Raw genomic sequence first — 15,273 nt, forward strand, 5'->3', positions numbered from 1 at the left:
GCTCTTAAACTCTAGCAGCACAGAGCGCCAGCGCGCCTAACCGCCCAAATACGCTTTGCGCACACGGTCGTCTGCGGCAAGCTCAGAAGCAGGACCATCCATCGCGACATGTCCTGTCTCAAGAACATAAGCACGATCAGCAACAGAAAGTGCCATCTGAGCGTTCTGCTCAACCAAAAGCACGGTAGTTCCCTCATCGTGCAAACGGCGAATAGTATTGAAAATCTCCTGCACGAGAATAGGCGCCAAACCCATCGAAGGCTCGTCGAGCATGAGCAGACGCGGACGACTCATCATAGCACGTCCCATGGCAACCATCTGCTGCTCACCACCCGAAAGCGTACCAGCAATCTGACGACGACGCTCCTTCAAACGTGGAAAAAGAGCAAAGACCCGCTCCATATCATCAGCAACTTCGTTTTTGGGACGCGTATAGCCACCCATCTCAAGGTTTTCTTCTACGCTCATAGCCTGGAAAAGAGACCTACCCTCAGGACATAACGCCAAACCTTTGGGCACTAAATCATTTGCTGGAACGTCTGCTATGGACTCCCCTGCAAATTCAATCTCACCTGCACGTGGCACCATCAAACCTGAAACCGTTTTGAGCGTCGTAGATTTGCCTGCACCATTCGCGCCAATCAGGGTAACAACTTCACCTTCCTCAACGTCAAAGGAGATACCCTTGATGGCATGGATTGAGCCATAGTACACATGCATATCTCGCACGGAAAGCAATGCCATAGCTTAGGCCTCCTTCTCTGCAGAGGCATCGGCTTGAGAACCCAGATAAGCCTCAATAACCTCAGGATTGTTTTGAATATCTTCGGGCGTACCCTTGGCAATAATCTTGCCGTAGTTCAAAACAGCAATGCCTTCGCAGATGCCCATCACAAGGTCCATGTCGTGCTCAATCAACATAATGGCAATCTGGAACTCATCGCGAATCTTGAGAATGCTGTCCATCAAATCAGAGGTCTCGGAGGGATTCATACCTGCCGCAGGCTCGTCAAGTAACAAAAGCTTGGGCTCGGTTGCAAGAGCGCGGACTATCTCAAGACGACGCTGAGCACCATAGGGCAAAGAACCCGCAGAGACTTGAGCAAGATCGGCCATATCAAACACATCAAGCAGTTCAAGGGCGCGCTTATGGAAGGCCTTTTCGCTCTTGAAAAACTGTGGTGTACGGAAGATGCCGTTGAGCATTGAGCACTTCACCTGATTGTGCAGGCCAATACGCACGTTATCCTCAACCGATAGGTTGGAAAAGAGGCGAATGTTTTGGAAAGTACGAGCAATGCCTGCCTGATTGACCTTAGGAACACTCATATTGTTGAGATCCTGACCATCCAACAAAATCGTACCTCGTGTGGGCTGGTAGACCTTGGTCAACAAGTTAAAAATAGTCGTTTTACCTGCGCCGTTAGGACCAATAAGACCAGCAATCTCAGTGCGGCCTACAGCAATATCAAAATCCTCAACAGCATGCAGGCCACCAAAGTCAATACCCAAATGGCGACATTCGAGGATGGGTTCTTTACCGAGGTCGCGCTCAGGCACAATAGAGGTCGAAGGCAAAGGCACCATTTTGGTAGTAACACGACGCGCTTTGATACCAGAGCGCTGACCCTTAGGAGCCGACACGGCCTGCTTTTCTTCCTTAGTCATGGGCGCCATCCTCCTTTGCGCTCGCAGCACCAGCCCCCACAACAGCTACTTGAGGAGCAGCCTTCTTTTTGCGGCTCTTTTTGAAATGATTTTTGAACCTACGCAATACCATACGTGCCTGCTCGTTGTTGGAGATAAGCATAACGGCAATCAGCACGACAGAGTAAATCAGCATGCGGTAGGTAGACAGGAAACGCAGCGCTTCGGGAAGCACGGTCAGCACTGCTGCTGCAATCATGCCACCACGGATATTGCCAATACCGCCCAAAACAACAAACACCAGCACCATAATGGAATTATTGAAATCAAATTTGCTGGGGATAAAGCTCGAGTAGTTCAGGCCATAGAGTGCACCGGCCATACCAGCAAGCACTGCCGAAACCACAAAAGCCATCATACGGTACTTCATCGAATTGATGCCACAGGCTTCCGCTGCAATGCGATTATCACGGACAGCAAGAATTGCGCGACCAGAACGGCTATTAATGAGGTTCAGTGCCACAAAGAGGCAAAATAGTACCAACAAGATACCCACGGTAAAGTTTGCAATCGTCGTAACGCCAACTGCACCTTTAGGGCCCGCAAGCAAAACTTTTCCTGCCTGAGACATATGTAGCGAACTTTCGCTATTCATGCTGAGGTGCAAGCCACTCTCGTCCATCCCCACATAAAGATTGTTCAAGATATTCTTGATAATCTCACCAAAGGCTAGGGTGACAATGGCCAGATAGTCGCCATGCAGGCGCATAACCGGAATAGAAATCAAAAAACCCATCACACCAGCAAGCAATCCACCAACAAGCATCGAGATGACAAGAATTGCCGGCTCATTTACTGCCACGCCACCCACAAGAGCAGCAGCAACTACACCAGAAAAGGCACCGATACTCATAAATCCTGCATGCCCCAGCGAAAGCTCACCAGAAATACCCACGACGAGATTGAGTGAAATTGCCATACAGACATACGCACAGATGGGTACCAGCTGACCTTGGAGCGAATAAGAGAGGATATGCGTTGCAATCAAAATCTCACAGACAATAAAAAAAAGTACAACGACACCATAGGTAGTGAGAGTTGAACGCAAAGATCGCGACATTTTGTATTCCATAGGGCTACACCTTCTCGTTTACAGGCTTGCCCAAAAGGCCAGCAGGTCGAACCAATAGCACAATAATCAATACACCAAAAACGATGGCGTCAGTGAACTTGGTAGAGACGTAGGTACGAGCAAACATCTCGATAACACCCAAAATAAGACCACCCAAAAACGCACCGGGAATCGAGCCGATACCACCAATAACGGCAGCAATAAAGGCTTTGATACCAGGCATGGAACCCGTCATGTAATACAGCGTAGGATAAGACGAGCAAAGCAAAACGCCGGCTACTGCAGCCAAGCCAGAGCCAATAGCAAAGGTGAGTGAGATGGTCTTGTTCACATTGATGCCCATAAGCTGAGCGGCACCCTTATCTTCGGAGACAGCGCGCATCGCTTTGCCCATTTTGCCCCGCTGAGTAAAGAGCGTCAACGCAACAGCAACAATAGCGCAGACCACAATGGAAACCAGTGCGGTGGACTTGATGGTAAGACTACCAATTTGCAAGGGACCAAAAGGTATAACTGACTTGAATACCTTAGGATTGGAACCAAAGAGCAGCAGCGCACCGTTTTCCAAAAAATAAGATACACCAATAGCGGTAATCAGTACATCAAGCGAAGGAGCGTTGCGCAGCGGCTTATAAGCAAGACGCTCAATAACAATGCCGAGTAGCGTGCAACCTACAATGGAAATGAGTACTGCCAGCAATGGCGGCAGTCCAAACAGGCCCATCATAAAAAAGCAAATATAGGCTCCAACCATAATAATGTCACCGTGGGCAAAGTTCAGCATACGTGCGATGCCATAGACCATGGTATAGCCCAGAGCAATAACGGCATAAATGCTGCCAAGCGACAGTCCATTTATAAGGGTGGACAAAAATTGCATCTAACGCGCCCCTTCTCACTCGCACCTAACAACAAGGCGGAGGTGGCCATAGCCGCCTCCGTCCTGTCCTTGCAATCAATGTCGGACTTTAGGCAACTACCTGGTACTTGCCATCCTTAATGACATAGCACTGAGGAACCTTGGAGACGGTACCATCCTCACTCCAAGTCATATCAGTACCGGTCAGACCACTAAACTTAAAGTCTTTTGCCGTAAAGCTTGCGACAAGCTTATCGCAGATATCAGAGGCGGACATGTCCGACGTAACGCCAGATGCCTCAATGGCCTGCTTAATTGCAAAAACACAGTCATAGGCATCTGCAGCAAACTGATTGGGCTTAACACCATCAGAGAGTTTGGAGAAGGCATCAACAAACTTTTGAGTATTTTCGTCCTCAGTGTCTGCAGTGAAAGGCGTAATGAGGTAGAGGCCTTCAGCAACGCTGGCGTCAAAGCCATCCTGCTGTAGGATGCCGTCCATGCCATCCATGCCAACGAAGGTAAATTCGTAGCCATTATCCTTTGCCTGCTGAAGCACCAGGCCACCCTGCTGATAATAGAAGGGCATGACGACAACTTCTGCGCCAGCATCCTTAAACTTACCCAGCTGAGACGTAAAGTCAGTATTGTTATTGGAGTCAAAAGACTCATCAGCAACAATCGAAAGACCTTGGTTTTTTGCTTCCTCAACAAAACCATCGTGCAAGCCAGTGGAATAGGTATCACCCTGATCATGCAAAATAGCAACCTTGGTGCCAAGCTTTTTTTGGGCAACCATATCTGCGGAAATCTTGCCCTGGTTGGGGTCGGTAAAGCACATCTGGAACACATTGGACTTGCGGCTTGAGCCCTCACCAATAACATCGACAGAAGATGCAGAAGGCGTCAGTTCAAAGATATTATCTTTATTTGTCTTGTCAGAAACTGCCACGCAAGGAGCGGTGGTTGTGGTACCAACAAGAATCTGAAGGCCCCAATCCTTGAGATTGTTGTACGCATTGACCGAAGTCTCGGCAACGTGTGTATCGTCCTGACAGTTGTAGGAGAAGGTCACATCACCAGCAGCTTTGTTGATTTCGTTTACGGCAACCTGTGCACCCCAGTCCGTAGCAGTGCCATAAATTGCAGCTGCACCAGTCAAAGGACCGATACTACCAACCTTAAACGAACCCTTGGGTCCATCAATTTGACTCTTTGCCTTTTCGCCTGAATCCCCAGAGCCAGCGCTACCAGAGTTACCGCAACCAGCTAGAGCTAGACCAGCAGTAGCAATACCAATGGTGCCCAGAAAGTTCCGGCGCGTCAGATTCGTCTTCATAATCGGTCCCCCTTCTGTTGAACTTTCTCAAATTGCGTAGGGCTCCTCCCTACGCAATTTGGGCTTACCACACTCTAGAGGGAACGCGATGCAACCCCAATGCAGGATGGCATCAGTTTTTTTGTCTGTAACATGAAAATATTTATTTAGAAATATAAGCCCCTAAATTTACCACAGGACAGCTAAACTGCTGGTCTATGCCTCGTTTGCAAAACGGTAAACACTTTCTTCTTGGGACTTGACCGCCTCATTTTCTGCATCTTTTGCAACGCCTGCCATATGCTTGGGTACATAGTTGCTTTTTGCTTGTTCTTTGCGAGCAATATTAAACAAGGTCGGTGCCGAAGACATAGATCCACCTTCAAGTACGCGAAGATAATCGCGAGAGCTACGCTTTACAACATCGGAGCTGTTATTCTCAATTTCTTGGCGAAGCAGATAATCTACGTAACTGGACTTATCTACCACCTCGGGATGACCAGCAACAGGACGGAAGGGTAGCACTGCTGTAGGCGTATCGGGTGCATGCAAGGTAGAAGGATCTAGTTCATCACTTGGGGTACCTGCTGCAGTTGCAGGCTCGGTATCACGAGCTTCCATGGCCGTCATGGCCTGATTCCACAAATCTTCAGTATTATCCACACAAGCAGCATTGCGGTGTTCAGGATAGATTCCCAAATCGACTTCAGGTATGCGGCAGCGAATCTGATCGGCGCGCGAAACAGACTGCGTATTGGACACTGCCGTGGGGTTTACCTGCGGTTTTGCAGGCTGGGGGACCTCAGGTGTTGCTGGCGATACATGACGATGAGCCAAAGTGGTATCAAAGTCTTTTTCAGCTGCAAGCACAAACTTGTCTCGACGAAGGTTTGCTGCCATAGCAGCATCCCACCAACCAGTACCCACATCACCCACACTGCCATCGGCGCGCGTAATCACAGGCACATCCTGCAACATGTCCTGACCTAGACGCTGAGTGAGCATAGCCTTGACACCTGCAGCGCGAGAAGCCATGCGCTGTTTCCAGCTCAGTTTCTCGACATAGTTTTCGGCAATATCTGCATAGTCGGTAGCAACGTGCGCTCCAAGGCTATCAGCTGAGCCGTTTGGAGCAAGTGTTGCTGAAACTTCTGCCTGCTCATCTGTCTTATCCTGTGCAGCTTCAGAAACTACATCCAACACAACAGGCATACCAGCACACGTATCTCCTGCAAGAGAAGCAAAACTTGCATCTGCCGAGACAGATTCTTTGCTTGTACGCTGTTCTGCTTGCCGCTGTTCTGCTCGCCTATCTAACTGCTCGGATATGACAAAGATAACAAAGCTGACGATGCCACAAGCAACAGCACCTGTTGCCATACCCATCAAAAAATCGGCCGACGCATGCATAGTGGGCAGCGTGAGCGCCGCTGCAGAGCGGCCCATAGCATAAGCAGGTCTCGCAAGCGAAGTTGTAGCAGCACCAAGAAGACCGGCCACAATAGCTGGTGAATGCGTTGTATTCTTCATGGATCCTCCCCGCTCGCTTACCTGTGCAGCGGGGTACACGAAAGCTAAGGCAAAAGCGCCTTGGTACAGCTTTTGCAACGGCTTGCTGTGTTTTAGTTTCGTGTACCGTCGCGTTTTATCTCGACAAAAAAGTCCAGACTTGATGCAACTATAATTCATATCTTAAGAAATGCAAGGATGAAGCTGGTCATTTGTGAAAATTAGTGCCTCTTCTGATGCAAAAACTAGCAGCGTTTCTTACCATATGCTCAAATATCGCTGTGGCCTCTATACTCCGCAAATCGTTGCAACCCGAGCTTGCAACCTTTTCTATACCTCGCAAATCGTTGCAACCTGAGCTTGCAACCTTTTCTATACCCCACAAATCGTTGCAGCCTGAGGTTGCAACGATTTCCTTAACAGGCTAATTAGCTGCAGTTTTATGTATTTCAGCAGGTAAATCAATTCCGTTGCAACCTGAGGTTGCAACGGTGTAAGTGCTGGGTAACTTGCTAAGCTTACTTATTTAGGAAAGCATTTATCCAAAAAGCTACCGTTTACGGCCTTAAATATACATCTCGGTACAAAACCAGCTTTTGTTTTAGCTAAGTCGATAAGAAAGTAATAATCTATACATGACTCTCGAGATGAGAGGCTGACAGCATGGTCATAATGGCGATGGGAGAGATTATGTTTTTATTGCCTACATTTCATATCTCTACAGCAATTATCTTAAACATATAAAAGACGCGACCTTATGTGCTTAAAGCTTTACAAATGTAGAGACATATATGGTTGCGTTGCTTCCAAATTTGTGAGCAATAGCTGACGCTAACTGGACATAGGTGTTCGGTATGCAAAAAATTTGGAGTTGGAATATGGAAGCAATTCGAAAATATTTTCCTCGCATAATTTTGGCAGCTGCATGCATATATACTGTATGCTACATTATCTTTCTTAGAGATTTTGCATATCTACATTATGATTTTAGGTTTTCGTTTATATGCATGTTATTTGCACTGCCGATAATTACCTGTGCTCTTGGAATGTTTGTTGCATCAAAAATACTACATGCAACGTCACTGCTAGCCACAAGGCACAAAAACATACTCAAAGGCATCATTTGGCTTGTCGTAATAGTGCTCTATATCGCGTTATTTCTATTGAAAAGTAATTTTAGTCAAGCAAAGCCATTGCTTTCGGGTCCCTTGGCTCAATCTACCTTCGATGTAGTTGTCTATGCAATAGAGCATGGTGGCCTGGTTGTTGGCTTGCTGTATGGAACATTAGCTAATAATTCAGGTAGTAAAAACGCAGAATAAAGCGCCATACATATACATATATGGCTGCGGGCAAATAGCTGCCTATACATCATTTGAAAAGCATCCAACAAGGCATTCTCTAGCAAATGCAATCTTTTTTGATGGTAATTGCAAGAATGCCTTTTGGACCATTTTGACAAGCGGTACCAAACTGCTACAGACTAGGACAGGTAGTCACTCTGGGCAGCTTTTTTTGCAGAGCGAATCAAGAACTCCTCGTTGTTGTTGGTAGCTTTAAGACCCTTAACCAGCGCTGTTGCTGCACGCTCGGTATTGTTCATATTGGCAAGAATACGACGGATACCCCAGACAAAAGGCTGAATCTGTGCATCGATAAGCAAATCCTCATTACGTGTACCCGAAGCTACCGGATCGATTGCGGGGAAGATACGACGATCCGCAAGATCGCGATCGAGCTTGAGCTCCATATTACCTGTACCCTTGAACTCCTCAAAGATAACTTCGTCCATCTTTGAGCCCGTATCCACGAGAGCAGATGCAAGAATCGTCAAAGAGCCGCCGCCTTCGATATTGCGCGCTGCACCCAAGAACTTCTTGGGCGGATAAAGCGCAGCAGAATCAACACCACCAGAAAGAATACGACCACTAGCAGGCTGGGCAAGATTGTAGGCACGAGCAAGACGTGTGATGGAATCGAGCACCACAACAACATCTTCACCAAGTTCTACTAGGCGCTTTGCATGGTCGATAACCATCTCGGCCACCGCAGTGTGATTGGATGCAGGCATATCAAAGGTAGATGCCACAACCGTGCCACGAATAGAACGCTCCATATCGGTAACTTCCTCAGGGCGCTCGTCAACCAGCAAGCAAAAGAGATGAACCTCGGGGTTGTTAACTGCGATGGACTGGCAGATACGCTTGAGCACGGTAGTCTTGCCAGCCTTAGGAGGCGAAACAATCAATCCACGCTGACCCTTGCCAATGGGGGCCACCAAATCGATCGCGCGACCCGTAGTGGAATCCTTGCCCATTTCCATAACAAGACGCTCATTAGGATAAATCGGCGTCAAATCGCGGAAACGTGGGCGACGCTTAATCTCTTCAGGTGTTTTACCATTAATGGTGTCAATACGCACCAGTGGCGGGAATTTACTGCTAGAGCGAGCAGGACCTACCATGCCCTTGATGCGATCACCAGGGCGCAGACCATACTGACGCACAATTTGTTGCTGGATAAAAGCATCGTGATCGCCTGCAGAAAAATTGCCCGTGCGCAAAAAAGCATAGCCTTCCGCCTGCATCTGTACGACGCCATCCACTTCGCAAAAACCCTCTGCTGCTGCGGCTGCCGAAAAAACCTCTTCGATAAGCTCTTTCTTACGGCGACCAACATAATCAACGTCCAGTTCAGCAGCTTTTTCTCGAAGCTCCGCCACCTTCATCTCGGAAAGACTTTCGAGAGTAAGAGAGGGTTCGATGGTGCGATCAGGAGTATTTTTGTTGCGACGGTTATTACGACGACTGCGATTATTTACCACATTTGCCGTACGATCACGACGCGCATCAGAGTCCCGATCACGTGCCGTTACACGGTGACGACGGCGCGGAGCATGAGCCTCATTTGTTTCAGCAGATTCTGAAGACTCACTGTTTCCTTGAGGGGCAGTCTCAGGATTGGTGGATTGGTCAGAATTGCTAGCTTGGATAGCAGCCTCTAAATCGGTAGCTTGGCTGGCGCTCTGAACATTGACTAGCTGTACCTCATCGGCTTGTGAAGCTGCGGCTTCTGTATTGTGCTCAGCAGGTGCAGCTGTGTGATGAGTCTCATCGGGAGTAAATACTTCTGTGGGGGTTTCACCCTGGGTCTCGGTAGCAGCAGCTTCCACCTTGGCCTTTGCACTGCTGCGCGCACGCCTTTTATGCGGCTTGGACGCGGGTGCTGCTTCGGACGTTTCTGGCTGAGCATCCGCTTTAGCCTCTTCTGTCTCAGCGACAGCCTTCTTCCTGCGACGCCTCACGGGCTTTATTGCTGGCTCTGTAGCAGGCGCATCGCTATCCAGATTCAAAGCAATTTGATCTGCCTCTGCTGTAGCTGTAGCTGTTACTTTACGCGTACGTCTACGACGAGGTTTGGGGGCTTCTTCGGTGCTGATGGATGTATCACCAGATCCTAACTCAGGAGAAGCACTGCTTTGTTGTGTAACGGGCGCTTCTTCGCCGAGTTTTTCAGCAACCATATTTTCTTCCATGCAGGTACTACCTTCCTGGGCGCTCTGCAACAACAACCCATCTCAAAGGGGTATCCCAGCTTTGCATTACAACGTGATACATGTCGATGTACTAACCACTTTGATTGTGCTTGCTAGAAAAGATTAAATGCGCATGCATGCGCGGACTTGTCACATCATAACATTATCAACTATATCAATGTTGGCAAGAATACTATATTTTTTGAGAATCCCTTTGAGAAGAAAAAATTACTGCCTGCGAGCACGACGAACAGGAGTCAATGTCTCAATACGATCATTGAGACTCTTTGCTTCCGCACGTCCTTCTTTGGTCAAAGAGACGGGATGTGAGGATTTACCACGCAAAGATGCATCACGATTAAGCAAGCCATCGCGAGCCAACGCAGAAACAGCCATCGACACCGTCGGCTGCAAAAATCCCAGCACATCGACAATAGCACCAATGCTTGCCTGGCCATCGAGCTGTGCATAGAGTGCTAGCAATACTAAGCTGCGAGCCATTACATCAATAGAACCCATGGCATCGACATATTTACGTACATGATCAGTGGTTGGACGATTGGACAGTAAATGGGCGAGTTCAGAGCGTGTTTGCGAGCAGAGCGCAGAAACCATCTCTGCACCGTCATCGCTGAGGTAGCACAAAACATTACGACAGTCAGTATTGCCCTGTGTACGAATAATAAAGCCGAGATCGGCAAGGTGCTTTGTACGGTGTGTCATCGTGGGCCGCAGGCAACCCTGATACTCAGCAATATCAGAGGTACGCAAGCCCTCAGGCGAGAGAGAAAGTCTGCATAAAATTGCAAATTCAGAAAATGTGAGACGCTGATCTGCATCGCACCTCTGGCGGATGGTATTGTAGGCGCGGCGAATTGCCAAATACTCACGTACCTCCACAAGAAACCCCCTCCAGTTAAAGCACTCCCATGAGTCCTTTTGCCTCATTGGTAGCTTGAAGCTTCACGTCCTCCTATTGCAACTTTAACGCGCAAAGAATTTATATGAACTCATATAGATAAAGATTTTCACAAATTTGTAAAGAACTGCTAATACATTAGATTCACACGACCCAAACAGCTGGGTCTCGGATGAGCATCCAGTAAGCAAAGTGCAGCAAAACTAAGCACAGCACTTTGTAGTAAGCCTCATGGTTTTGTTGGCAAAAAAGCCCGAGGCGCATACCTCGGGCTCACGGAGTACTTTTTGCGGCTTAAAACAGCCTTACATAACCTCAGGAGCAGAAACACCAATCAACTTGAGGGCAATAGCAAGGTTAATACGAACGGCGTCAATTGCTGCCAGGCGTGCATGCGAAAGCTCGGCGTCCACGGGGCGACCTTCGCTGGGCAGTACCTGACAATGCTGGTAGAAACCATGGAACGAAGCAGCAAGTTCCTCACAGAAGTGTGTCAAACGGAAGGGTGCACGGTCACGTGCACAGGAAGCAACAAGCTCAGGGAATTCAGAAATCTTACGCGCAAGAGCTGCCTCGGAGGGCTCGGTAAGCAAAGAAAGATCATAGTCTGCACCAATTGCCTTGCTGGCAACAACGTCCATACCAAGCTCGCGAGCTTCATCCTCATTGACCCCAGCGGCACGACGCAAAATAGAGCAGATGCGGGCATGAGCATACTGTACGTAGAAAACAGGGTTGCTAGACTCCTGCTTTTTTGCGGCTTCGATATCAAAGTCAATGGTCTGATTTGAGCTTTTGGAAACGAGCGTGTAGCGGGTAGCATCGGTACCAACCTCATCAAGTAGCTCCTTGAAAGAGACCATAGTACCGCGACGCTTGGACATACGAACAGGCTCGCCATTGCGCAGCAAGTTTACAAACTGGCCAAGGTTAACCTCAAATTGACCGGGGTAACCCAAGGCATCGCAGACATTAGTTACACGGGCAATATAGCCGTGGTGATCGGCACCCCAAAGATCAATGGAGTAGTCATCGCGCTGGAACTTGTCCCAGTGGTAGGCAACATCAGAAGCAAAGTAGGTATACTCGCCATTGCTCTTGATGAGAACACGGTCCTTATCATCACCAAAGGCAGTAGACTTAAACCACAGCGCGCCATCATCGGTCTTATAGAGATAGCCCTTCTTGTCAAGCCTTGCAAAGGCACGATCAACAGGAGAAGTACCCGTCTCATCCTTGATATAGAGAGTCCGCTCGGAGAACCACAGATCAAGGTCGCAGCGTGCTTGGTGGCAGGTAGCCTTAATGCGGGCAAGCATGGCCTGATATGCGCGCTCACGGAACTCATCAGTACGCAGTTCAGGCGCAACGTCATACCACTTGTCGCCATCAGCCTCATAAAACTCGCGCGCAATGTCAATGATGTAGTCGCCGCCGTAGGAGTTGCCACCCAAAACCTCGTTAAAAGCATCCATGTAGGGATGCTGCTCAGGGTGCTCGTCCATTTCGTCTTCGACATATGCTTCGCGATCTGCCAAAAGCGTCGCATGAGCGGTAGCAACGTCCACCTTGTCCTTGCGTATAACCTCAACGAGTTGCAGATAACGTGTAGCAACAGAGCTACCAAAAACATCCATCTGGGAGCCGTGATCGTTGATGTAATACTCACGAAAAACCTTGAAGTTGGTGTGATCAAAGATATTGCACATTGAGTCACCCAGCGCTACCCAACGGCCATGACCAACATGCAAAGGACCCGTGGGATTGGCAGAAATAAACTCATAATTCAGTTTGAGGCCATTACCCACATTAGATTTGCCCCAATCAGCACCAGCCTCACGTACTAGACGGAAAACATCGTTGCTCGCAGCAGTGCTGAGATAGAAATTGATAAAACCAGGACCTGCAACCTCAACCTTAGAGATCTGTTTGTCCTCGGGCAAATGGGCCACAATAGCGGCGGCAATTTTGGCGGGAGCTGCATGAGCAAGACGAGCAGAGCGCAATGCAACTGTCGAGGTCCAATCACCGTTGTCGGCATCAGCCGGTCGCTCGACTCCGCAGTCTTCCAACTCGAAGCTTGCAAGGTCGCCTGCCTGTTGGGCAGCGGCAATTGCCTGCCTGATAAGTTCCTCGATCTTTTCGGGCATACTGCACTCCTTCGGTCATACATCAAATCCTGCGTCAGCAAGCTGCTGGCGCATCATAAATAGTAAGTTTAGCAAAATCACTGCTTGTATCGAGCACTATCAAAGGGCTACACAAGCTACACGTTAACGAGTCTTAGAAGCAGTTCGTCTCTCCGTACGTGCCAACTCGTGACGCAACTTGTCAAGTCCTGGCTCCAGTCCCACAGGATAGGTCTGAGGATTGAGGAAGCGTTTGACGGCGGGATCGAGTCTCATCAGCGAGTCACGGCAACGCTCTTTTGCAACGACAATAGTGTCGGGTTCTTTGCAGCGTTTGCCATCATCGATAATCTGCTCAAGCAACTCGATTCCTGTCGCACCAGTAAAATCGTAGGTAGTTAAAGGATCGTTGATATCCACGGCAATCGTGCTATTGCCCACAGCTACCGAATCATCAACTATCTGATCGCCTATGGGACGTCCCGCGTCATCAACAAAGCGAATGACATGCATAATACCTGGTAGGGTACGTTTATAGGCTTGTTCGGAAAGCTTAATCTTAGGCAACCATGGCTCTTCTTTGCTATTACGTACGGCCGAGAGCTTATAGACACCGCCCAGCGAGGGCTGAGGATCGCAGGTAGCAAGTTTGGTACCCACACCAAAAGAATCAATGGGTGCACCCTGCGCAAAAAGCGACTGGATGGTGTATTCATCCAGGTCGTTAGAAGCGCTGATCTTTACATAGGACAAACCCGCTTCATCAAAGGCTTCACGAGTTTCCTTAGTGAGTTTGGCAAGGTCACCCGAATCAATACGGATAGCAGCCAAGCGCTCCCCTGCCTCCTCCATCTCTTTTGCAACCTTGATAGCATTTTTGATGCCTTGGTGGACATCGTAGGTATCGAGCAACAGCACACAATTTTTAGGACTGGATTTTGCAAAGGCACGGAAGGCCTCGATCTCGGTCGGGAAAGCCATCACCCAACTGTGGGCATGTGTGCCAAAAACAGGTATATCGTAAATTTTGCCAGCAAGGACATTGGAGGTACTCGAAGCGCCGCCAATATAAGAAGCACGTGCAACGGCAAGACCCCCATCGGGACCCTGAGCACGACGTAGACCAAAGTCAGAGACGGCATGTCCTTGAGCTGCCGTAACAACACGAGCGGTCTTGGTAGCCACCAAGGTCTGGAAGTTGATAAGGTTAAGCAAAGCAGTCTCAAGTAGCTGGCAGTCAATCACAGGACCTTGCACGCGCACAAGTGGCTCGCGCGGGAAAATCAAATCACCCTCACGAGGGGCCCAAATATCAACATGCATACGGAAATCGCGCAGATAGTCAATAAAGCCTTGCTTAAAAAGAAGCCCACCACCAGGTGCGGGCAACGCAGCAAGATATTCGAGCGCATCTTCATTAAACACAAAGTTTTCTACAAGTTCAGCAATCTGACCCTGACCGCAGGAAACAGCGTATCCGCCGTCAAAGGGACACTCACGGAAAAAGACGTTGAAACACGCTTCTCCCTGGTTGAGGCCAGACTCCCAAAAGCCCTGAGCCATGGTTAGTTCGTAAAGGTCGGTATTAAGCGCGACATCCTGCGGAGTCGTACGGTCGGTTAAGGCCATCTGATGTTCCTCCCCGAAAAACTTTGTCTACGGGAAGCAACGAGTAATCCCGCAAACACTTCGCACTACAGAGTACCACGAGACGAAAAAACGGGTCCTCCAAGCTGCTTTGCTGCAAAAAAACGAGACATGTAGCAGCCATATAGTCTGAACTACTTCAGAAGATGCGAGACCACAATCACAAGGACAAGCAACGCAATAACAGCAAGAACAATCTTTTGGCCCATGGGCATGTTGAGATCGTCTTCGTCGGGTTCCATAAACTTGCGGCCCTGCTCGCGCAAAGCGGCTTCGCGCTTGATTGCCTCTGCCTCGCGAGCAGCACGAGCACGTTCCTCTTTAAGACGTTGCAGTTCTGCACGATCACGAGCAGCCTGTGCCGCCTCTTGCTGGGCAGCTTTTTCCGCACGAAGCTGCTCGAGCTCTGTGCGCTCTGCTTCTGTGAGTTCATCTGCCATGATTGCTCTCCTCGCTCTATATGATCGTAATCTACGTACTTATAATCTACGTCCTCGTAATAATCTACTCACGCCAGTCTAGCGCTGTCTCTTATACACATTGACGCTGCCGACGAAACCTTATGGGTGTAGATCTCG

At 48.8% G+C, this 15,273-nt stretch carries 12 protein-coding genes; 1 reads left to right on the forward strand and 11 read right to left on the reverse strand.

Annotated features, from left to right (window positions below; translation table 11 throughout):
* Positions 1-36 precede the first annotated feature (36 nt).
* From Q0X25_RS01455 to Q0X25_RS01480, 6 genes are all read right to left on the reverse strand, one after another.
* Positions 37-744 (reverse strand): ABC transporter ATP-binding protein, encoded by a 708-nt coding sequence (locus Q0X25_RS01455; RefSeq protein WP_298578597.1) that lies wholly within the window; start codon positions 742-744, stop codon positions 37-39.
* A 3-nt stretch (positions 745-747) separates the two neighbouring features.
* A complete protein-coding gene (locus Q0X25_RS01460) occupies positions 748-1,587 on the reverse strand; it encodes an ABC transporter ATP-binding protein (protein ID WP_298578612.1) in 840 nt (279 codons plus the stop codon).
* 73 nt (positions 1,588-1,660) lie between these two features.
* On the reverse strand, positions 1,661-2,779 hold the full coding sequence (locus tag Q0X25_RS01465; protein ID WP_298578598.1) for a branched-chain amino acid ABC transporter permease: 1,119 nt from the start codon (positions 2,777-2,779) through the stop codon (positions 1,661-1,663).
* 4 nt (positions 2,780-2,783) lie between these two features.
* A complete protein-coding gene (locus Q0X25_RS01470; RefSeq protein WP_277259902.1) occupies positions 2,784-3,659 on the reverse strand; it encodes a branched-chain amino acid ABC transporter permease in 876 nt (291 codons plus the stop codon).
* Between the two features lie 88 nt (positions 3,660-3,747).
* Positions 3,748-4,977, reverse strand: coding sequence for an ABC transporter substrate-binding protein (locus tag Q0X25_RS01475; RefSeq protein WP_298578600.1), 1,230 nt, complete (start codon positions 4,975-4,977; stop codon positions 3,748-3,750).
* A 195-nt stretch (positions 4,978-5,172) separates the two neighbouring features.
* Positions 5,173-6,486 carry a hypothetical protein gene (locus tag Q0X25_RS01480; protein ID WP_298578602.1) on the reverse strand — a complete coding sequence of 438 codons (1,314 nt, stop codon included), beginning with the start codon at positions 6,484-6,486 and terminating at the stop codon, positions 5,173-5,175.
* Positions 6,487-7,319: 833 nt separating this feature from the next.
* Between Q0X25_RS01480 and Q0X25_RS01485 the strand changes: the two genes are divergently transcribed.
* A complete protein-coding gene (locus tag Q0X25_RS01485) occupies positions 7,320-7,787 on the forward strand; it encodes a hypothetical protein (protein ID WP_298578603.1) in 468 nt (155 codons plus the stop codon).
* A 161-nt stretch (positions 7,788-7,948) separates the two neighbouring features.
* Here the strand turns inward: Q0X25_RS01485 and rho are convergent, their stop codons facing one another.
* The 5 genes from rho to Q0X25_RS01510 all read right to left on the reverse strand — a co-directional run bounded on the left by rho (position 7,949) and on the right by Q0X25_RS01510 (position 15,135).
* Complete coding sequence (gene rho / locus Q0X25_RS01490) at positions 7,949-10,000, reverse strand: transcription termination factor Rho (RefSeq protein WP_298578604.1); 2,052 nt, start codon at positions 9,998-10,000, stop codon at positions 7,949-7,951.
* A 228-nt stretch (positions 10,001-10,228) separates the two neighbouring features.
* Positions 10,229-10,900 carry a MarR family transcriptional regulator gene (locus Q0X25_RS01495; RefSeq protein ID WP_298578606.1) on the reverse strand — a complete coding sequence of 224 codons (672 nt, stop codon included), beginning with the start codon at positions 10,898-10,900 and terminating at the stop codon, positions 10,229-10,231.
* Positions 10,901-11,224: 324 nt separating this feature from the next.
* Entirely contained in the window at positions 11,225-13,069 is a 1,845-nt protein-coding gene (gene argS, locus Q0X25_RS01500; RefSeq protein ID WP_298578607.1) for an arginine--tRNA ligase, read from the reverse strand.
* 123 nt (positions 13,070-13,192) lie between these two features.
* Complete coding sequence (locus Q0X25_RS01505; protein ID WP_298578609.1) at positions 13,193-14,677, reverse strand: nicotinate phosphoribosyltransferase; 1,485 nt, start codon at positions 14,675-14,677, stop codon at positions 13,193-13,195.
* A gap of 152 nt (positions 14,678-14,829) precedes the next feature.
* Positions 14,830-15,135 carry a hypothetical protein gene (locus Q0X25_RS01510; protein WP_298578611.1) on the reverse strand — a complete coding sequence of 102 codons (306 nt, stop codon included), beginning with the start codon at positions 15,133-15,135 and terminating at the stop codon, positions 14,830-14,832.
* Between the last annotated feature and the right edge of the window lie 138 nt (positions 15,136-15,273).

The sequence above is a fragment of the uncultured Olegusella sp. genome (genome assembly GCF_947253395.1).
Taxonomy (GTDB): domain Bacteria; phylum Actinomycetota; class Coriobacteriia; order Coriobacteriales; family Atopobiaceae; genus Olegusella.

What these genes read in the sequence shown, in the direction of transcription:
- Q0X25_RS01505 (WP_298578609.1), bottom strand. Translation starts at nt 14,677, where the DNA reads ATGGCCTTAACCGACCGTACGACTCCGCAGGATGTCGCGCTTAATACC.
- Q0X25_RS01455 (WP_298578597.1), bottom strand. Translation starts at nt 744, where the DNA reads ATGGCATTGCTTTCCGTGCGAGATATGCATGTGTACTATGGCTCAATC.
- Q0X25_RS01485 (WP_298578603.1), top strand. Translation starts at nt 7,320, where the DNA reads ATGCAAAAAATTTGGAGTTGGAATATGGAAGCAATTCGAAAATATTTT.
- Q0X25_RS01510 (WP_298578611.1), bottom strand. Translation starts at nt 15,135, where the DNA reads ATGGCAGATGAACTCACAGAAGCAGAGCGCACAGAGCTCGAGCAGCTT.
- Q0X25_RS01475 (WP_298578600.1), bottom strand. Translation starts at nt 4,977, where the DNA reads ATGAAGACGAATCTGACGCGCCGGAACTTTCTGGGCACCATTGGTATT.
- Q0X25_RS01465 (WP_298578598.1), bottom strand. Translation starts at nt 2,779, where the DNA reads ATGGAATACAAAATGTCGCGATCTTTGCGTTCAACTCTCACTACCTAT.
- Q0X25_RS01460 (WP_298578612.1), bottom strand. Translation starts at nt 1,587, where the DNA reads ATGGTGCCTTTGCCTTCGACCTCTATTGTGCCTGAGCGCGACCTCGGT.
- rho (WP_298578604.1), bottom strand. Translation starts at nt 10,000, where the DNA reads ATGGAAGAAAATATGGTTGCTGAAAAACTCGGCGAAGAAGCGCCCGTT.
- Q0X25_RS01480 (WP_298578602.1), bottom strand. Translation starts at nt 6,486, where the DNA reads ATGAAGAATACAACGCATTCACCAGCTATTGTGGCCGGTCTTCTTGGT.
- argS (WP_298578607.1), bottom strand. Translation starts at nt 13,069, where the DNA reads ATGCCCGAAAAGATCGAGGAACTTATCAGGCAGGCAATTGCCGCTGCC.
- Q0X25_RS01470 (WP_277259902.1), bottom strand. Translation starts at nt 3,659, where the DNA reads ATGCAATTTTTGTCCACCCTTATAAATGGACTGTCGCTTGGCAGCATT.